At 66.2% G+C, this 23,282-nt stretch carries 16 protein-coding genes; 4 read left to right on the top strand and 12 right to left on the bottom strand.

The genetic code is table 11. From position 1 onward, the window contains the following. Window position 1 precedes the first annotated feature (1 nt). From AC4D12_RS09730 to AC4D12_RS09705, 6 genes are all read right to left on the bottom strand, one after another. Window positions 2-838, bottom strand: a complete 837-nt coding sequence (locus tag AC4D12_RS09730) for a class F sortase (RefSeq protein ID WP_490949726.1) — start codon at window positions 836-838, stop codon at window positions 2-4. A 159-nt stretch (window positions 839-997) separates the two neighbouring features. After that, window positions 998-2,455, bottom strand: coding sequence for a hypothetical protein (locus tag AC4D12_RS09725; protein ID WP_490949725.1), 1,458 nt, complete (start codon window positions 2,453-2,455; stop codon window positions 998-1,000). Window positions 2,456-2,756: 301 nt separating this feature from the next. Next, window positions 2,757-4,100, bottom strand: coding sequence for an ABC transporter permease (locus AC4D12_RS09720; RefSeq protein ID WP_490949724.1), 1,344 nt, complete (start codon window positions 4,098-4,100; stop codon window positions 2,757-2,759). After that, window positions 4,097-4,774: an ABC transporter ATP-binding protein gene (locus tag AC4D12_RS09715; protein WP_490949723.1), complete on the bottom strand. Its 678-nt coding sequence runs from the start codon at window positions 4,772-4,774 to the stop codon at window positions 4,097-4,099. Before AC4D12_RS09715 ends, AC4D12_RS09720 begins: the two co-directional genes overlap by 4 nt. Continuing rightward, window positions 4,771-6,375 (bottom strand): efflux RND transporter periplasmic adaptor subunit, encoded by a 1,605-nt coding sequence (locus AC4D12_RS09710; RefSeq protein WP_490949722.1) that lies wholly within the window; start codon window positions 6,373-6,375, stop codon window positions 4,771-4,773. The genes AC4D12_RS09715 and AC4D12_RS09710 overlap by 4 nt, the downstream gene beginning before the upstream one ends. Then, window positions 6,376-7,380, bottom strand: coding sequence for a hypothetical protein (locus AC4D12_RS09705; protein ID WP_490949721.1), 1,005 nt, complete (start codon window positions 7,378-7,380; stop codon window positions 6,376-6,378). Between the two features lie 194 nt (window positions 7,381-7,574). On the opposite strand from AC4D12_RS09705, the gene AC4D12_RS09700 reads away from it, so the two are divergent. Further along, complete coding sequence (locus tag AC4D12_RS09700) at window positions 7,575-8,318, top strand: CPBP family intramembrane glutamic endopeptidase (RefSeq protein WP_490949720.1); 744 nt, start codon at window positions 7,575-7,577, stop codon at window positions 8,316-8,318. Between the two features lie 134 nt (window positions 8,319-8,452). After that, window positions 8,453-8,692 (top strand): hypothetical protein, encoded by a 240-nt coding sequence (locus tag AC4D12_RS09695; protein ID WP_490949719.1) that lies wholly within the window; start codon window positions 8,453-8,455, stop codon window positions 8,690-8,692. 81 nt (window positions 8,693-8,773) lie between these two features. Here the strand turns inward: AC4D12_RS09695 and AC4D12_RS09690 are convergent, their stop codons facing one another. The 6 genes from AC4D12_RS09690 to AC4D12_RS09665 form a co-directional block, all read right to left on the bottom strand. Continuing rightward, window positions 8,774-9,724, bottom strand: coding sequence for a manganese catalase family protein (locus AC4D12_RS09690; RefSeq protein ID WP_490949718.1), 951 nt, complete (start codon window positions 9,722-9,724; stop codon window positions 8,774-8,776). A 207-nt stretch (window positions 9,725-9,931) separates the two neighbouring features. Further along, window positions 9,932-13,117, bottom strand: coding sequence for an Ig-like domain-containing protein (locus AC4D12_RS09685; RefSeq protein WP_490949717.1), 3,186 nt, complete (start codon window positions 13,115-13,117; stop codon window positions 9,932-9,934). 61 nt (window positions 13,118-13,178) lie between these two features. Continuing rightward, window positions 13,179-15,215 (bottom strand): beta-galactosidase, encoded by a 2,037-nt coding sequence (locus AC4D12_RS09680; RefSeq protein WP_490949716.1) that lies wholly within the window; start codon window positions 15,213-15,215, stop codon window positions 13,179-13,181. Between the two features lie 119 nt (window positions 15,216-15,334). After that, window positions 15,335-16,684, bottom strand: coding sequence for an ABC transporter substrate-binding protein (locus AC4D12_RS09675; protein ID WP_490949715.1), 1,350 nt, complete (start codon window positions 16,682-16,684; stop codon window positions 15,335-15,337). Window positions 16,685-16,732: 48 nt separating this feature from the next. Continuing rightward, the gene (locus AC4D12_RS09670) at window positions 16,733-17,602 is read right to left on the bottom strand and encodes a carbohydrate ABC transporter permease (protein ID WP_490950119.1); all 870 of its coding nucleotides are present in this window, start codon (window positions 17,600-17,602) and stop codon (window positions 16,733-16,735) included. A 64-nt stretch (window positions 17,603-17,666) separates the two neighbouring features. Then, on the bottom strand, window positions 17,667-18,605 hold the full coding sequence (locus AC4D12_RS09665; protein WP_490949714.1) for a carbohydrate ABC transporter permease: 939 nt from the start codon (window positions 18,603-18,605) through the stop codon (window positions 17,667-17,669). A 94-nt stretch (window positions 18,606-18,699) separates the two neighbouring features. Here AC4D12_RS09665 and AC4D12_RS09660 point away from each other — a divergent pair, with 94 nt between their 5' ends. Together AC4D12_RS09660 and AC4D12_RS09655 are read left to right on the top strand one after the other, a co-directional pair. Then, on the top strand, window positions 18,700-19,728 hold the full coding sequence (locus tag AC4D12_RS09660) for a LacI family DNA-binding transcriptional regulator (protein WP_490949713.1): 1,029 nt from the start codon (window positions 18,700-18,702) through the stop codon (window positions 19,726-19,728). A 376-nt stretch (window positions 19,729-20,104) separates the two neighbouring features. Continuing rightward, a complete protein-coding gene (locus AC4D12_RS09655; RefSeq protein WP_490949712.1) occupies window positions 20,105-23,200 on the top strand; it encodes an HD domain-containing protein in 3,096 nt (1,031 codons plus the stop codon). Window positions 23,201-23,282: the final 82 nt, after the last annotated feature.

The raw sequence follows: 23,282 nt of genomic DNA, 5'->3' as shown, positions 1-23,282 counted from the left end.
ATCAGGCGGGTGAGGCGGTGACGACGACGTTCTTGCCCCAGGGATCTTCCGTGAAGCAGCTGATGATCACCAGGCGGTTCGGGGTGATGTTCCAGATGTCGCTGTTCTTCAGCGAGTCCTTGTCGTAGGTCGTCACGGCGTCCACCACGTAGTTCATCGGGCCGGCCATCGTGTCGAGCACGATCGCGTCGCCGGCCTCTACGTCCGTGCTGAACAGGTCGAAGGGCGCGTCCCGTCCTTCCCAGCTGTGTCCGGCGATGTAGGTGGTGTCGGTGGAGCCTCGGCCCGGGGCCCCGTAGGCGGTGAGCCAGTATCCGTCGTCGCTGATCGGCGGCACGATCGATTGCGCGGCGAGCTCCTCGGCCGTGGGGATGAGTGGAAGGACTGCCACGTCAATGCCCGCGCCCGGCACCGTGATGCGGGTGGGGGCGACACCGTTCGGAGAGGCCGGCGGTGCGGGCGCGGGTGCACCTGCCGCCTCCCCGGGTCCGCTTGGAGTCGGCGTGGGGGAGACGACAGGGGCTGGAGGGGTGGGGCTCGGTGCGGCAGGCGGGACCTGCGCGGCGGGTGACGTCGGGCCCGGGTCCGCAGGAGCGGGCGGCGCCGTCAGAATGGGTGCGTCGAGGGCCAGGTCCTGAGCCTGGGTGTCCTGTGCGGCCTGGGACGAGTCACCAAGCGTCGGGATGAAGACGATCATCGCGGCCACGAGGGCCGCGGCGGCAAGGGGGAGCAGCGCCAGACGCGACACCGTCATGATGCGCTCGGCCGTGGTGGGAGCGCTCTGCTCGACCAACCCGTCAGTCTCCGTTGTGGCGTCGTCGGGTGCGGGGTCTTTCATCGCGTCCTCAGTGTGTTCGGTGTACCTGACCTGCTGGGTGTTCTCGATGAACCGGAATGCTCTGCGATTCCGGTTCTGTAGTGGAACTGGCCGGAGGTGCCGGCCTGATGGACCGGCACCCCCGACATTCCTACCTTCCGGGGTCACCCCCGGTCAGTGTCAGTTGCTGCGCTGTGCCTTCTTGCGGAGGCCGAAGGCAGCTGCCGTGACGCCGAGACCGGCGGTCATGAGGCCGAGGAGGCCCAGGCCCGCTGCCGGGGACTCTTCGGTAGCCGCTGCGGTCTGGACGTTCACGCCGCGGTTGTTGCCCGTGGTGCCGGCGCCGCCGGTGCCCGTGCCGCCACCCGAGCCGCCACCGACGACGACGCCGGTCCCGGTACCCGTGCCGCCACCCGAGCCGCCGCCGACGACGCCGCCGCCGCCGGTTCCACCGTTGTTCGAGTCGACGATGATGTCGATGTCCACGATGACCTGGACAACGCCCGGGCCGCCGACGGTGCCATCGACGCCACAGGCTGCGATGGAGGCATCGAACAGGGCCTGGAGGGCCAGGAGGTCGAGTGCCTCACCATTGAGCTGGAGCTGGAGTGCTGCCAGGATGTCGAGCGCGGCCTGCAGCTCGAGGGCGGCAGCATTGATCGCCTCGAGATCGCCGGCGGCGATGAGGTCGGCTTCGAGGCTCGCGACGATGGCCGCCTGGAGATCGAATGCCGTCTGGGCGTCGGCGGCGGCCTGCGCGAGCAGCTCGAGGTCGAAGTCCGCGAGGACTGCCAACTGTGCAGCCAGCGCCAGGTCGAGCGCTACCTGTGCGTCTGCCACCAGGTCGAGCTGAGCGGCAAGAGCATTGGTGACATCGAGTTCGGCGTCGTCAACTGCCAGGCCGAGGGTCGTCACGAGGCCGAGCGCGGTTTGGAGGTCACCATTCGCCGCTGTCACCGCGAGAGCGGCATTCGCCTGAGCGGTCACAGCTGTGTCGAAGCGAGCCTGCGCCGCTGCGTCATTCGTGGGGTCGAGATCCCCCAGGGCAGTTGCGAGTGCAGTGGTTGCCAGGGCGAGCTCAGCAGCGGCGTCGGCCTCCAGATCGATCGCGGCGTCAAGGTCCTCCTGGGCAAGGCCGGCGTCAACGACAGCCTGCGCCTCGGCGGCGATCGCCAAGGCCAAGGCCTCCTGCGCGGCGAGCACGAGGTCCGCCTGGGTGCCGATGACGAGCAGAAGGTTCGACTCGGCCTGGTCGACGGCGGATTCGGCGTCGGCGACGGCCGTCAGGGCTGCAGCAAGCGCGACGTTCGCCCGGTCCAGGTCGCCCTGCAAGCCCGCGAGAACGCCGAGTTCCACGTCGAGGTCAGCCCGGATGTCGACCTGTGCGTCCGTCGACCCGTCGATCAGCGCGTCGAGTGCTGCCTGGGCATCGACGACGTTGTCGAGGGCTACATCAAGGTCGATGAGCAGGTCAGCGTCCAGGCCGGCATTGCCGAGGGCTGTGAGGAAGGCGGCCTGCGCGGAGAGGCACTCGGGGGAGTCGAGGTCCGCTGATGCGGGTGCTGCGGAAAAGAAGAGGCCTCCTGCGGCCAGAGCGACGGTGGAACCGGTCGCCAGCATGCGATTGCGAGTGAGCATTTCGTGGTCTCCAAGTACTTCGAAGGTGACTCCCGAGAAAGCAGGGGAGGGAACCCGAGGCTCCCTTTCCGCCCCGATTCGTTCTGCTTCTCATGCCACACCAGGGGCCCGGCCCGCGCTACGGCCGCTCGGCCACTTTTTCTTTGGCCGGGAGGTTTGTAAGTACCCTGAGAAATATCGGCGAATTCGCCGGATGGTTATGGAACTAGCCACATGGCCAGACCGTATGGAGGGCGGGAGACGAGGAGTTGCGGGCAGCGGCGCGGAGAACAACCGGTCGCTGCTGTGCCGACCTTCGCCGTCAGCTCCCGCGCAGCGCCACCACGGGCTCGATGCGCGTGGCCTTTCGAGCCGGGAAGCTGCCGGCCACGAGTCCCACGACCGCTCCCAGTACGGCCCCTCCGACGGCGACGAGCGGGCTCGTGACGGGCGTCCACTGCTGGGACACGGAGATGGCGATGACGGCGAAGACCCCGAGCGTGGCGCCGAGGAGGCCGCCGAGCAAACCGATGATCACCGATTCGAGGATGAACTGCCGGGCGATCTGCCGCCGGGTGGCGCCGATGGCGCGGCGGAGGCCGATCTCCCCGGTGCGTTCCATGACCGAGAGCATGGTGACGTTGGCGATCCCCACGCCGCCGGCGAGGAGCACGACGACGGACAGCACCACGAACACGAGGTTGATGTCCGCCTGGACGTCCACCGCGAGATCGGAGCGGCCCTCCGGGGCCACCACGTCCACGGTGTCCGGGGCGTCCGGTGCGAGGGCCAGGGCGGCCTGCTCGGCGACCTGCGGCCCGGCGCCGAGCATGATCCGCGCCTGCACGTCCCCCGGCGCGGTCAGCCCGAAGTCGGAGCGCGCCGCACCGGTGGTGATGACCACGCTCTCGAGGAGTTCGGGGCGCTGCTGCACATCGCCGAACACCCCGACGACGGCGTAGGGGAGGCCGTCGATGAAGATGGAGGGCTGCGAGTCCACGCGGGTGATCCCGAGCCGCTCGGCCAGCCGCTCGCCGAGGACGGCCACGCGGTCCTGGCGTTCGTCGTGACCGGCGTCGAAGATCCGGCCGAAGCGGACGGACCCCTCGAGGGCGTCGACCAGCCCCGGTGAGGTGGCGAAGACGCGGGGCGGGGAGGTGATCGGGGCGGAGGGGTCGTTGACGGGTACGGCCGTCACGGTGCCCTCGCCGAGCTGCACCTCGGTGATGAGGGCGGCCTGCTCCACCCCCGCGATGCGTTCCAGGCGCTGCACGGAGTCCCAGGGAAGGGTGCTCGTGGCGACGCTGTCCCCGCCGGCGGTCTGCGCCTGCACGGGGGAGGCGATCACTTGCGTGGCCGCGAAGGCGTCGAACCGCTTGGCGAGCTGGCCCGCCGTCGTCTGTGCGAAGCCGATGGTGGCGACGAGCGCGCCGATCCCGAGGATGGTGCCGGCGAGGGTCATGAGGAGCCGGCCGGGCCGCGTCCCGAGGTCCGAGGTCGCCTCGATGAGCAGGTCGATGAACCCGAACCTGTCACCCGGGGGCACGGCTTGGACGAGGTCCGGGTACTCGTGGACGTCCTCGAACGGTACGGTGTCACCCGAACCGTCACCGAGACCGTCGTCGGAGCGCGCGGGGATGTCCGCTTCAGGACGACGTCGTCTCATGCGCTGGTGCTCACCCGTCCGTCGGAGATCCGCACGCAGTGTGGCGCACGGCGTGCCACGGCCTGGTCGTGCGTGATGATCACGAGCGCCAGCCCGTCGGTGACGAGTTCCTCGAACAGTTCCATGACGTCCGTGGTGGTCACGCCGTCCAGGTTGCCGGTGGGTTCGTCCGCGAGGAGCAAGCTGGGCCGCGTGACGACGGCGCGTGCCACGGCCACGCGCTGGCGCTCGCCGCCGGAGAGGGTGCCGGGCAGGAAGTCCACGCGGTGGCTGAGGCCCACACGCTCCAGTGCCTCCCGGGCGCGGTCCTCACGCTCGGCGCGCGGGGTGCCGCTGTAGAGCATGGGCAGCATGACGTTCTCGAGCACGGAGCGCCGCGGCATGAGGTGGAACGCCTGGAACACGAAGCCGATGCGCTGGGCCCGCACGGCCGCCCGGGTGTTCTCGTCCAGCGCGCCGGTCAGATGCCCGGCGAGGCGGTACTCGCCGACGCTCGGCCGGTCGAGGAGGCCGAGGATGTTGAGCATCGTCGACTTCCCGGAGCCGCTCGGGCCCACGATCGAGACGTAGTCGCCGTCGTGCACCGTGAGGTTGATGCCCTTCAGGGCCTGCACCTCCGGCGGGCCGGGGAAGGAACGCGTGACGTCGCGGAGGTCGACGAGCGGGGTGCTCACCGCCCCACCACCACGAGATCGCCCTCGGCGAGGTCGCCCTCGATCGGCGTGATCTCCACCGCCCCGGGGGTCGCGAGGCCGCTCCGGACGACGACGAGGCGCGTGCGCGCTTCCTCCCCCTCCCGAGGATCGCCGTCGGCGACCTCCACGCGGGTCTCACCGCCCGGCCCGGCACTCAGCGCCGCGTAGGGCACGGAGAGCACCTCGCCGTCGGTGGCCCCGACGGCGATGGAGACGCGCACGTTGGAACCCTGGAGTTCGAGGATCTGTTCGGGTGTCAGGGGATCGGGCAGCAGATCGATGGTCCACCGCTGGGAATCGCCCTCGCCGGGTGCCAGCGCCTTGATGGTCGCCTGGTGCTGTGTGCCGTCGGGCAGTTCGAAGGAGGCGCGGTCCTCGACCTTCAGCAACCGGGCGTCGGCCTCGGCCGCGGAGCCGGCCAGCCCGAGGGTGGCCCCGGAGACGGTCATGGCCGCGCCCTCGAGCACGGACCCGCGCTGGGCCGCGACGGCGTCCACGCGCCGGGGGAGTTCGGAGAGGTACAGCACCTCTCCGGCGGGGAGCGCCGGCAGGGCGGCCTGTTCGGCGCGCACCACCTCCTCCTGGGCCTGGGTGAGCTGCGTGAACGCGGCGTCGACGGCGGCTCGCTGGGGTGCGTTGGTGCGGTCGGCGCCGATCTCCTGGCGGCGCAGCTGCGCGAGCTCGAGGGCGTCCACGAGGTTGCCGATCAACAGCTGGTCCCGGGGCTCGGCGTCCTGTGCGGCAGCGAGTTCGCGCCCCGCGCTTGCCACCGCGTTGTCCGCCTCGCGTACTTCGACGGCCGTGGCACCCACGGGAGTGGTCGACAGCTCGTTCTGCGCGGTGAGCAGTGACTGCTCGGCGGCACGGAGCTGCTCCTGGGCTCCGCGCAGGGCTTCCGCCCCACCCTCCTCGGGCTCGGGAGCGGAGTACCCGGCGTTGGCGTACAGCGTGGTGAGCGCGGCGGCCGACTCCACGCCGAAGGTCGCGTCCGCGGGGTCCCCGGCGTCGATGCCCACGGCCCTCATGGCCGTCTTGAACTGCACCACGTCCGGGCCCGTCACGCCGACCTGCAGCGTCCGGTAGGCGGGCAGCTCGCCGGGCAGCACGATCACGGGGCGGCCGGCCACCTCGAGGGCGACCGACATCGCGTCGAGGTCCGTTCCGACCTCGGGGACCTGGCCCGTGACGACGGCGGGGCCGTCCACGGTCGCGGTGTCGATTCGCACCTCCACCGGGTTGGCGAAGGCCACCTCACCGCGGATGGTGACGTCGTTGCTCAGCTGCCCGAACTCCACCGGTGCGGTGACCAGGCCGGGAGCGGGAGGCTCGGCGTCGCCCGCGGCATCAGCCGGAGACACCAGGAACCGACCCAGGAGCAGGCCCGCCACGAGGCTCAGCACGGCGGCGACGGCCACGAGCCACAGCGTGCGGTTGCGCCGGAACACCGCGGCCATCCCGCCCGACGACGGCGCGGTGGCCGGTTCCTCCCCCGGGTACTCGTCCTCGAGGAGATCCAGGCCTTCCGTCGGTGCCGTTCCGTCGGGGTCGTTCATCGGTTCGTCGCGTCGAACGTGGTCCACTCAGGAATCCTGCTCGAGATCGGCCTTCAGGGCGTCGATCTCCGCCTGATGGTCCTCGATGAACTGCTGCTCCTGCGCGAAGCGCACCTCGTTGGACTTCTGCTTGTAGTCGGTCTTCTCGCGGCAGTCGAAATCGATGAGGGCGAGTTCTATCTCCTTTTCCCCCAATTCCTCCATTCCTGCTTCGTCGGGCATGGGAGGCGCCGTCATGTCCTCGGCGCCTTCTTCGATGGTCGGCATCGGCATGTTCTCGTAGAACTCGTTCATTTCCTCATTGATGCTGTTCTGGGCATCCATCTGCTTGTTGAATCCGGGCCGGCCGGCATCTGTCATGCAGGACGCCCATTCGGCGTCGATGTCCGCGAGGTCGGGGGAATTCATGCTTCCCTCGTAGAACTCGTTCATCGCGTCCATGAGGGGCTTGTGCTCGTCCGTCGCCATGGGATCCGTCACGCCGCGCTCGTTCTCGGCCCAGCCGTAGCACCCGGCGGTCGTCCAGTCGTACTCCATGGCCTCGCCCTCCTCAGGCATGTCCTCGGGGTCGGGTGCGGGACCGTACAGGGCTTCGTTGAAGGCCTGTGCCTCCGACTCGGAGAGGCTCGCGACGTAGTCGGCGTTCGCATCGACGTATTCGCCCACGTCCCCGCTCTGCATCTCCTCCTTGCCGGGGTAGTTGACCATCCCGTAGCCGTACTGGGCCACCCACTCGCGGGAGTCGAAGTCGTACTCCTCGCCGTAGGAGAAGCTCATGGTGGCGCTCTGGATGTTCGGCGTGTACTCGAAACCCTCCTCGGTCATGCACTGCGCCACGAGGTCCTCGCGTTCCCGCTCGTCCTCCGCGTACTTGGCCTGCTGCTCCTCGGGGCTGAGGTCCGCTCCGTAGGCCGAGGCGAAGATCTCCGAGATCGGGGATTGCTCCTCCTCCTCGGCAGCGGGAGTCTCGGACGAGGACGCACAGCCCGCCAGAAAGGCGGAAGCACAAAGTGTCAGGGACAGGGCGGTCATTGTTCTGCGTGAAGGGCGCACGGCTTCTCTTCCTCGAGAGGGGTGTTTCTGTGGATGCTATTCCCGATGTGCCCGTGACCGATTCATACTCAGGGAGGATATTGCGCCGAAGATGGTAACGATTCCGAACTCTTCCCTTTTCGGGTCAGTAATGGTAAGGCGCTGTGAATACTCGATCGTGGAAGAGTGGCACGGTGATCAACCAGCAGCCGGGAAATTCAGCAGCGCCTTTTCACGCGCGGCAGCCGCTCACGCTGAAGCAGGCGGTGAGGGCGCTCGTCTTCGTCGTCCTGTACGTGGCGGCGGTGGTGGGCCTCTTCCTCCTGGTGGCCTTCGCGGATCCGTTCGAGCTCACGTTGGCGGGTTTCCTCCCGGCGTTCCTCGGTCTCGTCACCGCCGCGGCGATGCTCTCGCTGTACGTCCACCTCGTTCGACGCAACGGGCTGTCCTTCGCCGACCTCGGCTTCCGGCGACCGGGACCTCGCATGGCTCATCTGCTGTGGCAGGTTCCGACGACGATTCTCACAGCCGCCGTCATCCAGGGTCTGTTCTTCGCCGTCCTGCTCGCCTTCGGTCTCGACCCGGCCGCCGCGCAATCGACCAACGATCCGCTGCAGGACCTCCGCGGGCTCCCCTGGCCAAGGGTGGCCGTCGTCGTGATCGCGGTCGCCGTGGCCACACCCCTCTGGGAGGAGGTCCTGTTCAGGGGCGCTTTTCTCGACGGCTTCTCGCGGCGGTTTCGACCGTGGGCGGCCATCACACTGTCAGCGGCCCTGTTCGCCGCCGTCCACCTGGTCCTCGTCGGCTTCGTGTACCTCCTCACGCTCGGCGTCGCACTGGCGCTCCTGCGCCGCTTTCACGACAACCTGTGGGCTCCGGTCATCCTCCACGCAGTGAACAACGGTCTCGTGGTGCTGTTCATTCTGACCGCTGCATGATGCGCGGACCCGTTGACCGCGGGGCGCGTCCCCACGAATAGCAAGCCAGCTTAGGATCGGCGTAGGGTGGCAGGACGACGTCGGGCGCATTGCGCGACGTCCGACCGATCCAGCTTGCATTGGAAGGACCATCCATGAGCACCCAGAACGAGCAGCCCACGCACGACGCCTCCGCCGACCAGGCGCTGTCCGAATCACTCTCGGCTCACGCCGACCTTCCCGAGGCCAGCGACCCGGTGGACGAGAACCTGTCGGGATCTCTCTCCGGCCACGCCGACCTTCCCGAGGGTGACGGCCCCGAGGGCGGTGTCCCCGAAGCCGACGAGCCGCTCGAGGAGATCGACGGCAGCCCGGTCCGCACCGAGAACAGCTGACCGCCGAAGCACCAACGGCGCCAACGACGACGGGACCTCCGCGCCAGCGGGGGTCCCGTCGTCGTTCTGCGTGCGGAGGGTCTACTTCATGGGGCCGAAGGTGGCGTCGATGTCGGCCATCTCCATGTCGGCCGTGGCCTGGATCAGGGCGAGCAGTTCGGGGTCCAGCCCCGGCGCGAACTCCTCGAGGCGCTCCGGTGCGATCTCCGACGGCACGCCCGCGGGGGCCTGCTCGCTGGCGTCGAGGGTGGTGCCGTCGTTCGAGGGTGACATCCCCTGGTAGATCTTCCCGGCCTCCGACTGCCCTTTGAGGTCGAAGGTGTACTGCTTGCTCTGCAGCCCGAGGTCGAGGAGCTTCTTGACCTCGGGGAACTGCTCGGCGTTGGTCTTCGGGATCGGCAGCAGCGACTTCCAGTTCACGCCGAGCGTCTCGAGGGCCTTCGCGTACCCGTTCTCGTGCGCCTGGTCGCGGACGATCAGGTAGGAGATGGTGGAGCGCGCCGTCTTGTTGTCCGTCATCTCGTACATGCGGCACTTCTGCAGACGCCCGGTGGCCTCGAGCATCAGGTTGTACAGCAGGTCCAGGGGCAGGTTGCCCGAGTTGTAGACGTAGCTGCCGCTCCACGGGTTGCCCGCGGAGTCGACGGGCAGGGCTCCCTGCGCACCCACGAGGTAGTGGTGGATGTTGCCCTGGGACAGGGCGAGGTTCAAGGGGATCGCCCCGCCGGCGCCGGGGGTGTCCAGCGGGTCGTCGAGCTTGCCCTGATAGCGGGGTGAACCGTCCAGGAGGCGGGAGATGGTGGTGCCGATCAGCTCCACGTGGCTGATCTCCTCGGTGCCGATGCCCTGGATCAGGTCGCGGTAGGGCTTCGCCGCCGCGCCGCGGAAGTTCATGCTCTGGAACAGGTACTGCATCATGGTGCGCATCTCGCCGAACTGCCCGCCGAGACCCTCTTGCAGGGCGTTGGCTGCGGCGGGATCCGGCTCGTCGGGGATGATCTCGTTGATGAGCTGCTGGACGTGGAAGAACATGGAGCCTCCTTGAGGGAGCGGCGGTATGCCGCTCCTGACCACACTCGTCCGGCGAAGTCGACCCCACAACCGACCTTGTTTGTCCGCGCCGGGGGTTGCCAGAACCGCGTTGATCGGCGGTGCGCTGCCCACCTGCGAACACGAGAACGACGACGGGACGCCCGCAGCGTGCGGACGTCCCGTCGTCGTTCGTGGGTCAAGCAGGCGTTACTGCCGGTTGAGGTTCAGCCGGTACGTGGTGGTGGCCGTACCGTCCTCGCTCGTGACCTCGATGACCGCGGTGCGGCTCTCATGCGTGGGCTGCGTGACCGTCACCGTGGCGTACGGATCGGTCGCGGTGGCCGCGATGGTGGGCAGCTTGCCCCGCCACCGCTCGGAGTACGTGGTGACGTCGGAGGCGAAGCCGGCGATGGGCGTGCCGTTGATGCTGATGCCCGAGAGCGAGGAGTCGAAGGACGTCGACGGGACGGAGCCCAACACCTCGATCTCGCTGACTACCATGTGCGTGTTCGGCCGTGCGGTCATGACCACGCGGACCGATTGCGCGGTCACGCTGCTCATCGGCAGGGTCACCACGGGCGCCGGGGCACCTGCGGGAACGCTGACGGGAGCACCGGAATCGGCCCACTGGCCGTCGGCGCCCTGGACCTGCAGCTGCACGGTCTGCGCGTAGCTGTCCGTGGTGCCGTCGCGGAAGAAGTGCACCTTCACGCCGCTCAGCGGCTGTGTCTGGCGGAGGTTCACCGTGAGGGTGTCGGCAAGGTTCTTGTTGCTCGAGCGCCAGTTGGACCAGGCCTTGTCACGGAGGTTCCCGTTGAAGAGGCCCGCCGTACCGTAGCCCGGTTCGGTGAACGTCGCGGTGGCCGTCGTGCCGCCGTCGTCCGCGATGTTGTCCGGCGTGCCCGCGGTGACCTGGATCAGGACGCTGGCGGGGATGGTGGCGCCGTTCCCGGCGTCGGCCCTGCCCTGCAGGGTGTAGACGCCCGTCGCCGGGTAGCTGACGGGAGTGTTCCAGGTGACCGAGCGCTCGAACGTTCCACCGAGGCTGCCGACGGCGGTGACCGTGGCGGGCAGCGACGGCAGGCCGTTGACCACGGCCTTGGCGCGTGCGGGCTGCGTGGAGACGAGGGTGTCCACCGTGACCACGGCTTCCACCGGGAACGCGTTCCCGAAGAGGTCCGTCGCGGTGCCCTTGACCGTCACGGTCCCGGGCTTCTTCCAGCGGTTCTCGTTGGGGAGCTTCCACGTCACGGGCAGCGAGCCGCGCGCGCCGTCGCGGTACACGGGGGTGACCGTCGTGGGGAGCGTCGGGGCCATGCCCGGGCTCGTCAGCGCGGTGACGTCCTGCACCGACTGAACGGTCTCGTCGAGGAGGGTCCAGCGCTGGTTGGCGCCGGAGTTCGCGAGGTAGAGCGTCACGGGGGCGCCCTCGGCCGTGGAGCCGCCGCCCACCTCGAGCAGCAGATCGGTCTCGGCGTTCACGAAGGTGTAGGTGCCGTCGCCGGTGGTCGAGGCGATCCACTCGGCGCGCGGGTTGGTCCCCACGGGAACGACGGCGGCAGCGCCGCCCTGGTCCGCGAGCTGGAACGCACCGTTCAGCGTGGTGATGGAGTAGCGCTCCTGGTTGGTGTTGTCCTCACCCAGGCTCGTGAAGCGGAAGAGCTGCTTCGTGTCCGCGGTGTCGCGCGTGCTGATGATCGCGCTGCTGCCGGCGGTCTCGATGGCCTTGCCGCTCTGCACGCCCGTGAGGCTGTACACGGAGCCGTCCTGGATGGCAGCGGCGTCCTCGGCGATGCCGGAGACACCGGAGACCACGAAGGTGGTGACGGACTCGGCGGGCGCGGTGACGACGGCGGAGGTGCCCTCGATCGCGACCGGCGTGCCCTCGACGAGCGCACCGTTCACGTCACTGACCACGGGGGTCACGGTGGCGCCCTGGGCAATGGCACCGAACTTCGCAAGGTCGAGGACCACGGGCTTGTCCTCGGTGTCCTCGTTGATGTGCACGAGCGCCGCGCCGTCGGCCGTGAGGGCCGCCGTCGTGTTCTCGTCGTTCGTGCCGACCAGGCGGTCGCCGGGCTGGATGTAGTGCGTGTAGTTCCGCACGGTGTTGTACTTCGTGTTCGTGTAGATGGGGCACGTCTCGAGGGTGTCCGCGCTGGTGCAGTCGAACGGCATCTGGATGCTGCCCCAGTTGGCTCCGGCTGCACTCTCGCCGCCGGGCGCCATGTTGTCGTAGTCCTCGACGGGCTGCCAGAACACCCACGCGGTGGGCTCGAGCTCGCGGAGATCGTCGGTGATGCGCTTGGCCATGCCGAGGCCGGGCTCCATGCTGGTGAAGCTCTGGCCGTCACCCCAGGAGCCCTCGACCTCGCTCATCCACAGCGGCTTCTCCTCCGCCTTCGCGATGTCCCTCACCGTGGTGCGCTGGTTGGTGCCGTACGTGTGGACGTTGAGCTGGTCCACGAGGGCACGGATGTCCTCGGGGTAGGTGTTCCAGTTGGTGGCGAAGAGGCCGGGGTTGGTCTCGTCCATCGCCGAGATGGTGGCGTCCGAGCTGGAGGTCTCGAGCTTCGTCGCGAGGTCGCGGAGCACCGTCTGCTGGAGCTGCGGACCGATGTGCGCGCCCTCCTGGCGGCCGCCGGTCGGGTTGCCATCAGCTCCGAGGCGCGTGCCCCAGTAGTTGGTGTTCGGCTCGTTGAACGGGTCGAGCGTGTCCACCTCGATGCCGTGCGCCTTCTCGAGCTCCTCGGTCACCCGTACCAGGTAGGCGTTGAAGTCGGAGATGCTCTCGGTGCGCAGCTGGTCCTGGTTGGAGTCGAAGCCACCGGAGACGTAGCCGCTCACGGTCTGGAAGTAGGGAGGCGAATTGCTGAAGGTCTCCCAGTGCGTGACGTCGTTCTTCACCCGGTCGATCCACCAGCGCTGCGTGGCGTCGGCCTGGAGGTTCCAGTCGTTCTCGTCCTCGGGGTCCCACCAGTCCTTGTCGGCACGCGTGGTGCCCTCGGGGGCGTTCCACCAGCCTTCGACGGCACCGCCCGGGCGCAGGTAGTCCGGCACGTCCGGGGCGTTGCCGCCGCCGATGTTGTAGCGGGCGATGTTGAGGTTCAGGCCCTCGGGCCCGAACACCATGTCGGCCAGCTGGTTGCGGATCTCGTCCGGGTAGCCGCCGGTGGCGTTGGCGAACCAGACGAGGCTGGTGCCCCAGCCCTCGAACTCGTCGCCCTGGTAGGAGGGATCCGGTGTAAGGGTCAGGGCGTTCGCGGGGAGCTCCGGGGCGGCCGGGGGAGCGGCCTGTGCCGAGGCCGCTCCTCCGATCAGGGAGGCGGCTGCCAGGACGGCGGCCACTCCTGTAGCGGCGGCTTTCTGGGCGCGCCGGGGTCGATTCATCATTGAATATGTGCTCCTTGATCAGTGGTGCTGGTTCCGTGAGGGGGCGTTACTGAGTGGTGCATTACCAGGTGGTGCGGAGGACCTTCCGGACGGCGACCGAACGAGGAGCCAGTTTGGACTCCTCGCCCGAGAGCGTGGTGCCGTCCACCCCGGTGATGTCCACCGGCGCATCGGTGCGGTTGATGAGGAAGGCGTAGTCGGCGTCGTCGCCGGTGCGCAGGACGTGCTCGACGGCGCCGCGGAGTTCCGCGGGTAGCGCGCTGACCACGCCGGCGCGGGCGGCGAGGTCCGTGAGGACGGTCTCGAGGCCTTGCGCGCCGAGGCGCGCTCCCACGTAGGAGGCACTGCCGGAGCCGACGACGCGGCGTGTCACGGCGGCGTCGCCCGCGTGGTCGTGGGTGGTGTAGCGGGAGAGCACTTCCACGCCGTCGACGCGCGGGTGCACGCGGTCCGCCCAGAGGGTGGCGGTGCTGCCGTTGTCCAAGGAGACGCACTCGCCGTCGAGCAGCGGGCCGAACTCGTCGATCCGCACGCCGAGCAGGTCCGCGAGGGCGCCGGGGTAGCCGCCGAGCCAGATGTGGTCGTTCTCGTCGGTGATGCCGCTGAAGTAGCTCGCCACGAGGTGGCCGCCGCCGTGCACGTAGGCCTCGAGGCGCTCCTTCAGTGCGGCGGGGACGGTGTGGAGGACGGGCGCGACGACGAGCCCGTAGCCGGTGAGGTTCGCGGCGGAGGGGACGACGTCGGCGCGGATCCCGAGGGCGAGGAACGCCGAGTACCAGTCCAGGGCCTCCTGCTTGTAGCGCAGGCGGTCGGTCGGGTGGGAATCCTGCTCGGAGGCCCACCAGGAGTCCCAGTCGAACACGATCGCGGCCGGCGCAGCCGAGCGGCGGGTACCGACGACGTCGGACAGGGCGGCGAGTTCGTGGCCGAGGTCCACGACGCCCCGGAAGATGGGGCTGTCCTCACCGGCGTGGGGCACCATCGCGGAGTGGAACTTCTCGGCGCCGGCCTTGGACTGCCGCCATTGGAAGAAGCAGACGGCGTCCGCGCCGTGAGCCACGTGCGTGAGGGAGTCCCGGCGCAACGCACCGGGCTTCTTCGGGGTGTTGATGGGCTGCCAGTTCACGGCGCTCGTGGAGTGCTCCATGAGGAACCAGGGCTTGCCGCCGGCGATGTTGCCGGTCAGGTTCGCGGAGAAGGAGAGCTCGTCCTGGGCCTGCGGTCCGGGCACGAAGTAGTGGTCGTTCGCGACGAAGTCGAGTTCGGCGGCCCAGTCGGCGTAGTCCATGCCCTTGGTCTCACCCATGACCATGAAGTTGGTGGTGATGGGGATGTCCGGCGTGATGCGCTGCAGGATGTCCCGCTCCTCGCGGAGGTACCCCTTGAGGGCGTCCGAGGAGAAGCGCTTGAAGTCGAGCTGCTGCGTGGGGTTCGGGTGCGAGGCGGCTTGGCGCGGGGGCAGGATCTGCTCGAACCGCGTGTAGCGCTGGGACCAGAAGTCGGTACCCCACGCCTCGTTGAGGTCGTCGATGCTGCCGTAGCGGTCGGTGAGCCACACGCGGAAGGCGCGGGCGGCGTCGTCGGAGTAGTCGTAGATGTTGTGGCAACCGAGCTCGTTGGAGATGTGCCAGGCGCAGACGGCCGGGTGGTCCTTGTACCGCTCGGCCATGGCCGTCACGAGGTTCAGGGCGTGCTCGCGGAACACGGGGCTGGTGGGGCGCCAGTGCTGGCGCGCGCCGGGGGAGAGGATGCTGCCGTCGGCGGTGACGGGGAGGATCTCCGGGTGCTCGGTGGCCAGCCACGGCGGCGGGGAGGCGGTGGCGGTCGCGAGGTCCACGGCGATGCCGTTGGCATGGAGGAGGTCGATGACCTCGTCGAGCCAGGCGAAGTTCCACTGGTCGCGCTCGGGCTGCAGGCGGGCCCACGAGAAGATGGCGAGGGAGACCACGTTGACGCCGGCCTCACGCATGAGGCGCACGTCCTCGTCCCAGGTCTCGCGGGGCCACTGCTCCGGGTTGTAGTCGGCGCCGAAGGCCATGCGCTTGCGGTTCGGTTCGGTGGGCCAGCGGAGCCAGCGGTGAGTGGTGGGGGTAGGCACGGTACGGCTCCTCGAGGCGAGTTCACACAGGTGGTACAGACAGATGATCGAGCCGCTGCCGCCGTCATTCCCCGGTAAGAACGCGGGGAACGACGGCGATGCAGCGAGTGGTGCAGGTACTACTCGGAGACGGTGAAGCCCTGCTCCGAGCCGTACTGGATGCTGGCGTCCTGCCAGGCCTTCAGGCCCTCGGTCAGCGGGGCATCCGAGACGTAGGACTGGCCCACGGTGTCGTTGAAGATGCTGTTCGCGTACACCTGGAAGGGCAGGTAGGACCAGCCCTCGGGGACGTTCGCCGCGGACTCGGCGAAGATCTCGTTGGCCTTCTGGCCGCCGAAGTACTCGAACTCGGTGGCGAGGAACTCCTCGGACTCCAGCTGCGCCGCCGTCGCCGGGAAGGCGCCGCCGTCGATCCTGGTCTGCACGCCGTCGCCCACGTTGGCGTAGTCGAGGAAGGCGTACGCGAGTGCGCCCTGCTCACTGGCCGCGGGGATGGTCAGCGAGCTGCCGCCGTTCTCGGCGCTCGCGGTGCCGCCCTCTTCCCACTGGGGCAGCGGTGCTGCGCGCCACTTGCCGGAGGCCTGGGGCACGCCCGAGGTGAAGTTGCCGGGCATCCAGGCGCCGGTGGCGAGCGTGGCGATGGTGCCGCTGCCGAGGCCCTGGTACCACTCGTCGCTCCAGGAGCTGACGGGTGCCAGGAGGTCCTCGTCGATGAGCGTCTGCCAGGTCTCCGCGAACTTGGTGGAGCCCTCGTCGGAGAAGTTCACGGTGACGTCCGTGCCGTTGACCTTGTAGGGCTGGCCGCCGGCCTGCCAGATGAGGCTGGTGGTGAAGCCGGCGTCGCCCGTGTCATTGGCGATGTAGACGTCCGGGTTCGCGGCCTGCAGCGCACGCGCCGCCTCGACGTACTCGTCCCACGTGGTGGGCACCTCGACGCCGTACTGGTCGAACACCTCGGTGTTGTAGAACAGGGCCATGGGCCCGGAGTCCATCGGGAGGCCGTAGATGCCCTCGTTGGCCTGGACGGAGCTCCACGGGCCGGGGCTGAAGGTCTCCTCGAGGTCGCCGGCACCGTAGCCGGTGAGGTCCTTGACGGAGTCCGCCAGCGCGAACTGCGGCAGCGCGAAGTACTCGATCTGCGCCACGTCGGGAACACCGTCGCCCGCTGCGATGGCGTTCTGCAGCGCTGTGTACTGATCGTTGCCGGTACCGGCGTTGACGAGCTCGATGTTGACGTTCGGGTACTCGGCCTCGAAGTCCTCGACCACGGCTTCCAGGGTGGGCTCCCAGGCCCAGACCAGGAGGTCGCCGCCCTCCTCGAGGGCTGCCTGGACGTCGTCGGCGCTGACCTCTTCGGGGGCCGCACCGGCGTCATTGCCACCGCCGCCACCGCAGGCGGTGAGCGCGAGGGCCGCGGCGAGGGCGAGTGCCGAACCGCGCAGCACTGCCGGGGAGATTCTGCTCTTCATGGGTTTCCTTTTCACTTCATCGTTTCGGAAGGGGTATGGGACGGGGAACTACTCTTTGACCGCGCCTGCACTCAGGCCGGACTGCCAGTAGCGCTGCAGCAGCAGGAAGGCCGCGATCAGCGGAATGATGGTCAGGAGGGAGCCGGTGATCACGAGGTTGAAGATGGCGTCGCCACCGGCTGTGGCTGCCTGGTTGTTCCAGGCATTCAGGCCCACGGTCAGCGGGTACCAGTCGGGGTCGCGCAGCATGATCAGGGGCAGGAAGTAGTTGTTCCAGGTGGCCACCATGGTGAACAGCAGCACCGTGACGATGCCCGGGCCCAGCAGTGGCAGGCAGATCTGGAAGAACGTGCGGAACTCGCCGGCGCCGTCCATGCGGGCGGATTCGAGGAGCTCGGTGGGGATGGCCTCGGTGGCGAACGTCCACATCAGGTACAGGCCGAACGGCGAGATCAGCGACGGGATGATCACCGACCACGGGGTGTTGGTGATGCCCATCTGGCTGAACATGAGGAACGTGGGCACCGCCAGGGCGGTGCCGGGAACGGCCACCGCGCCGATGACGACGGCGAACACCGCCTTCTTGCCCGGGAAGGTGAACTTCGCCAGCGCGTACCCGCCGAGGACGGCGAGGAACGTGGCACCGCCCGCGCCGAGGGCCACGTAGAGCACCGTGTTGATGAACCAGCGGCCGAAGATGCCGTCGTCGTACGTGAGGGTGTCGCTGATGTTGGTGAACAGGGAGAAGTCCCCGCTGAACCAGAGGCCGAAGGAGCTGAACAGGTTCTCCTGCGTCTTCGAGGAGTTGATGACCAGCCACACCAGCGGGATGAGGCTGTAGACCAGCACGATTCCCGTGAGGAGCGTCAGGAGGACGCTGCGCTTGGGCTTGTCCACGCTGTGGCGGTTGCTGCGCATGCGGATGTTCGCGGGCTTGGGCCTCGCGCCCTGGGCACGTGCGGGTTCAACGGCGACGGCCATGTCAGGCCTCCTTCCGCATGCCGCGCAGCTGCACGGCGTAGGCGATGATCATGGTCAGGATCCCCATGACGATCGCGACGGTTGCGGAGTAGTTGTACTGCTGGCCGGAGAAGCTCAGCGAGTAGGCGTAGTAGTTGGGCGTGAAGAACGTGGAGATGGCGTTCGGCGCGAGGCTCTGGAGGATCGCGGGCTCGTTGAACAGCTGGAAGCTCCCGATGATCGAGAAGATGGTCGCCACCACGATCGCCCCGCGGATGGCGGGCAGCTTGATGGCCGTGATGAGTCGGAACTGGTTGGCGCCGTCGATCTCCGCGGCCTCGTACAGCGACTTCGGGATCACGCTGAGGGCCGAGTAAAAGATCAGCATGTTGTAGCCGATGAACTCCCACGTGACGATGTTGCCGATCGAGGCGAGGATCAGCTCCGGGTTCAGCGGATTGGGGATGTTGGTGCCGAGCGCGTCATTGATGTTGCCCACCAGGCCGAAGCGCGTGCCGTACATGAATCCCCACATGAGGCTCGCCACCACGGCGGGCACGGCGTAGGGCAGGAAGATCGAGATGCGGAAGAAGGACTTCCCGTAGAGCCGGCCGCTGTCGATCGCGAGGGCCACGAGCATGGCGATCAGGAGCATCACCGGCACCTGCACCGCGAGGAAGAGCACCACGCGGATCAGGGAGGACCAGAACTTGTCATCCTGCAGCACCTGCGCGTAGTTGGCGAGGCCCACGAAGCCGTTGCCGCCCACCAGCTGGTTGCGGAAGAAGCTGAGGTAGATCGAGTAGGCGATCGGCGCCAGGAACACGAGCGCGAACACCGCCATGAAGGGGCCGATGAAGAGCCAGCCGGACCACGAGCGCTTCTGGGCCCGTGCCTGGGACCGCTTCGCGGGCTTCGGTTGCGTGCCGAGCGTGGCCGGAGGGGGTGACGCCGTCGTCATGAGTGATCCTTCTGGGTCTTCGGCAATGTTTGCGCAAACACCTTGCGGCTCGCGCATCCGATGTTTACGTAAACATCATTGTTACGATGGTCACATGGAGCCCTCCGCGCGTCAACACCTCGTTCGTGAGGAACGCCGGGTCTCCATGACGGACGTGGCCCGGCTGGCCGGCGTCTCGGCCCAGACCGTCTCCCGCGTGACCAACGGCAGTCCCGGGGTCGTGGAGGCCACGCGGCAGCAGGTCATCCGCGCCATGAACGAGCTGGGCTACCGGCCCAACAGTGCGGCGCGTGCGCTGAAGCGGGGGAGCTTCAGGACCATCGGCGTCATCCTGTTCACGCTCTCCACCACCGGGAACGTCCGTACCCTCGAGGCCATCGCGGCCCGGGCCGCCGAGGAGGACTACGCCATCACGCTGATCCCCGTGGCCGCGCCCACCCAGGCCGGCGTGCGCGGGGCGTTCTCGCGGCTGAACGAGCTGGCAGTGGACGCCATCATCGTGATCATGGAGGTCCACCTGCTCGACGCCGCCACGGTGTCCCTGCCGCCGGGCGTCCACGCGGTGGTGGTGGACTCCAACGCGAGTGACGGCTACAGCGTGATCGACACGGACCAGGCCGACGGCGCGCAGAAGGCCGTGGAGCACCTGTTGGACTTGGGCCACGAGACCGTGTGGCACGTCGCAGGTCCGGAGGAGAGCTTCGCGTCGGAGCGGCGGGTGAACGCGTGGCGGTCCACGCTCGCTGCCCGGGGGTGCCCGGAGCCTCGGCTGCTGCGGGGCGACTGGTCGGCGGACTCGGGGTACCTCGCGGGGCTCTCGCTCGCATCCACTGATTGCACGGCGGTGTTCGTCGCGAACGACCAGATGGCGCTGGGAGTGCAGCGGGCGTTCCACGAGAAGGGCATCCGCGTGCCGCAGGACGTCTCGATGGTGGGCTTCGACGACATCCCGGACAGCACCTCCTTCAGCCCGCCCCTCACCACGGTGCACCAGGACTTCGCGGAAGTGGGCCGGCGCTGCGTGGACAAGGTGCTGAAGCAGATGCGGGAGAACTCGACGGAGCCGGGCCTGGACCTCGTGCCGACGCGCCTCGTGGTGCGGGCGAGCACCGCGGCGCGCTGACCTCGCGGCAGCAGGGTCATGCACGCAGCATCAAGTGCTTGGTGCATGGGATGCCCGTCATCTTGGAACCCGACCTCGAGTCGACCCAGCGCAGCATCAGTAACGAGGCAGGGTGGCGCGACCCTTCGAGTCTCTTGCTGTGCGACGGCCTACACATGCTCCCCGAACAACATGCAACCCGCGTGGGCGACACGTAACGCTCGGTCGACTAAGACTGGGATCGCGCCCTCCAGCAGAAGAGATGGACTAGAACTGGGAGGTCGAGTTGATGATGGGCTAATCGATACACACCGAAACAATCCGCCTGGCCCGGATCGAAAAATTCCATTCCTGCTCGTATAGGGTTGTGGCAACGTAGCAACAACCGGGAGAGCACTTGACGAGTCTCAGCATTGGAACCAGCCGCATTGAAGCCCTCGCAGAGAAGGCTCGCGAACGAGGGGCGCTTGGAGGTTTCAACCTCGGTTCAGCCCGCAATGAGTTGACGCAGTTACTATCCGCCATTGGAAATACTGCGGAGTTCTCGACTTATACAAAACACGACATCACGCACGTCGATTCACTCTTGGAAACTGCGGACTGGTTGATTCCGAAGGATACTTGGGCCGTTTTGACCGTGGCGGATGCCCTAATTATCACGCTCTCGATCTACGTTCACGATTTAGGGATGCTTGTCACCAAGGATGAGTTCGATGCTCGCAGCCAAAGTGGTTTTCCGTCCTTCCGTGAAGGGATGCTGGCCGACGAATCAGCGCGCGGCGTAGACTTGAGAGATCGCTTGAGCGCACTCAAGGAGGAAGATCAGGAGCATTTTTTCTACGAGGAGTTTGTGCGAACTCACCACGCCGAGCGCATAGAATCGTGGATAAATAACGCAGGGTATGAACGATTTGGTATTGCAGACGCCGCGGTTGCCCTCGTGCAAAGGATTTTCACCAATCTCGATCCAATTGTCAAAAGCGACATTGCCTTAGTTGCTCGAAGCCATCACCTTGACGACCTCGATGACCGGACGAAGTATCGAGTCGGGCGTTCCTATGGGAACGACCGCCAGGACGAGGCAAATTTGCACTACGCTTCGCTAATTCTTCGGACGGCCGATTTGATTCATATGACTCGTGATCGTACGCCCACTATTCAATACTTGCTTGCGAGCCCCCGTGATCCGATAGGACAGCGTGAATGGCGGAAGCAACGAGCAGTACGTGCCGTAAAGCCAAAGCCTGAAGCTTCTGATCAGTCAACCTCAATAGAGGTGCACGCACGCTTCGATGAGCCTGATGGCTACTTTGCTTTGATGGAGTACCTGGACTATTGCGATCTACAACTCAAAAAAACGCAACAATGGTCTCTGGATGCAAATCTTCACGAAGAAAGGTCCAAAGAATATAAGTTTCCTTGGGCCGATGTTGATCGTGATCAAATCGAAACGATGAACTTTATTCGTAAGCACTTTTCATTCACTTTTGACCAAGCAAAAGTACTTGAACTTCTGACGGGTCATACGCTCTACAATGATGCGAGCGTTGCAATTCGTGAGATCACGCAGAATGCTATCGACGCGGTCCGACTACAGAAGGAGATTGAGCCGGACGGCTCTCCTTCAGGTCCGGATGTCACTGTTGAGTACGACCCTGCTTCACGGCTGTTACGAGTACGTGATACTGGCGTCGGGATGACGCAGGATCGATTACTGAATCATTTCCTTAAGGTGGGCTCTTCAAGCTATCAGTCAGACGAGTTCCGCGAAAAACACCCGAGCTTCGCTTCTATCTCGCGCTTTGGCATAGGCGTGCTTTCCGCATTCATGATCGCCGACGAGATTCGAGTCGCCACAGTAGCGTCCGGGGAACAAGTTGGCAGGGAACTAGTGCTGAAGTCGGTTCATGGCCGGTACTTGATTCGTGACCTAGTGCCTAATTCTGAGGTGGCACGCCGCCTTGAAGGGAGAGGGACTGAAATAGAGCTGACACTCAGGGCAAGTTCAGAGTTCGAAGGTTCCATTTTGAAGTTGCTGCAGAGGTGGATCGTATTACCTCGTTGCCGGGTGGTTTGTCGTCTTCCGGAGCGCGAAGAGATCATCATCGGGTGGGAATCACCACGAGCGGCTCTAGAGGGGATGCTGCCTACGTCTTTGACGGGCACGAAGAAGACGCGCGTCGTGGAAAAAGCCGTCGACGGTGTGAATGTAGCGATTGCTCAAGTGTGGAATTCGTTCTATAAGGAATGGGAGGTCCTGCGTTCCGGTCGGTCGCGACGCTATGATTCATTTACTGAGGCCGAGATCACTCGCACCGCAACCGAGGAATCAGTACCGATCGCTGGGGTTAGTATTCAAGGGATTCGTGTAACGGAAGCACTTCCAGGGTGGTCTGATTCACCTTTAGCCTTTGCGGATGTGAGTGGAGCACAAGCACCTCGTACAAACGTTGCTCGCACAGACCTGGAAGCAGGAGCGCAACTCGATCAAATCATCGAAACGCTGTATGGCTGTTTGGTAGAGACAATTGAGGACCAAATCCCCGAAGTATCCGCTCGTGTTTCTCAACGCTTAGCTCTGAAGGAGGCGAGGCATCTGTTTTCGCAGCTAACCGGCAGCGAGGGAGGGCGTGGTTACACCCGACCTCGCTCTATGCAGAAGGTTCTCTGGCGAGCGCCAGTACACCCCGTTGAACAGGCTTCCATCCTTCAAGCACGCTCTGCCGAACAATTGCAGCGGACCGGCTTCAGCGTACTGGTCGGGCCGGCGGCAGACGATGCGGCGCGATTCATGGATTGGTTGCCTCAACCGAAAGGCATGATGGCATTGCTTCGCGATGGCGGTCTGTTGGCAGATGTCGAGGAAAACCCCCTACCGTTACTAGGCGGGCAAGACGCCTTGTTTGGATTTGACCAACTACTTTGGAACGGATTCGAGCCCATGACCATAAGGTCACTTGAACATGGGCGTAGCGTTCTTCTAGATTTTCGTCCTTCTTCAGGGTCATGGAAAAGTGAGCCCTATAGTCAAGAATTCGCATCTACAGCAAACGACTTGCTGGCAACGATAGAACGTCAGAGGCGTGGTGGAAGAGATCACTACGCAAACAGGTACTGTATCGATGAGGACATACGGATTGCAGACCTTCCTCAGGATGCTGAAATTCTGTTCATCGGTCAACAGCGCTTATTTGGTCCCAGCTCTGTGTTTTCCGCTCTTTACCGCAAGATTGATCAGGCCGAAGGTTCCCAGATCGAAAAAGCGAAAGCGTTCGCCGCTTTGTACCTAATCGCTTCCCAAGTGCAGCCTTCAAAGGTTGGTCGACGGGAGGGGGAATCTGAGGAATTCACTACCGCTGTAGATGCTTGGTTGTCGGCGCCCGATCAGCTAAATGTGACCGAGCAGGGAGCACTTCGCCGGTTACTAACGATTGTCGACGAGTTGCCAGTATGGTCAGCTACAACGGCCTGGCAGCGCCGCGGGGATGGGTGATGCAGTTCAGAGGCGCAGCCCAAAAGGATTGATTGACGATGTCATTAGTCGAGGGCGACGCAGGGTCGTATTCGCTGTAGGT

The organism is Arthrobacter sp. TJ-266 (assembly GCF_058269115.1).
Note: the sequence above shows the minus strand (reverse complement) of the source record. Positions and strands in the feature narration are given on the sequence as shown.

What these genes read in the sequence shown, in the direction of transcription:
- AC4D12_RS09685 (WP_490949717.1), bottom strand. Translation starts at nt 13,117, where the DNA reads ATGATGAATCGACCCCGGCGCGCCCAGAAAGCCGCCGCTACAGGAGTG.
- AC4D12_RS09725 (WP_490949725.1), bottom strand. Translation starts at nt 2,455, where the DNA reads ATGCTCACTCGCAATCGCATGCTGGCGACCGGTTCCACCGTCGCTCTG.
- AC4D12_RS09665 (WP_490949714.1), bottom strand. Translation starts at nt 18,605, where the DNA reads ATGACGACGGCGTCACCCCCTCCGGCCACGCTCGGCACGCAACCGAAG.
- AC4D12_RS09660 (WP_490949713.1), top strand. Translation starts at nt 18,700, where the DNA reads ATGGAGCCCTCCGCGCGTCAACACCTCGTTCGTGAGGAACGCCGGGTC.
- AC4D12_RS09670 (WP_490950119.1), bottom strand. Translation starts at nt 17,602, where the DNA reads ATGCGCAGCAACCGCCACAGCGTGGACAAGCCCAAGCGCAGCGTCCTC.
- AC4D12_RS09675 (WP_490949715.1), bottom strand. Translation starts at nt 16,684, where the DNA reads ATGAAGAGCAGAATCTCCCCGGCAGTGCTGCGCGGTTCGGCACTCGCC.
- AC4D12_RS09720 (WP_490949724.1), bottom strand. Translation starts at nt 4,100, where the DNA reads ATGAGACGACGTCGTCCTGAAGCGGACATCCCCGCGCGCTCCGACGAC.
- AC4D12_RS09730 (WP_490949726.1), bottom strand. Translation starts at nt 838, where the DNA reads ATGAAAGACCCCGCACCCGACGACGCCACAACGGAGACTGACGGGTTG.
- AC4D12_RS09695 (WP_490949719.1), top strand. Translation starts at nt 8,453, where the DNA reads ATGAGCACCCAGAACGAGCAGCCCACGCACGACGCCTCCGCCGACCAG.
- AC4D12_RS09690 (WP_490949718.1), bottom strand. Translation starts at nt 9,724, where the DNA reads ATGTTCTTCCACGTCCAGCAGCTCATCAACGAGATCATCCCCGACGAG.
- AC4D12_RS09705 (WP_490949721.1), bottom strand. Translation starts at nt 7,380, where the DNA reads ATGACCGCCCTGTCCCTGACACTTTGTGCTTCCGCCTTTCTGGCGGGC.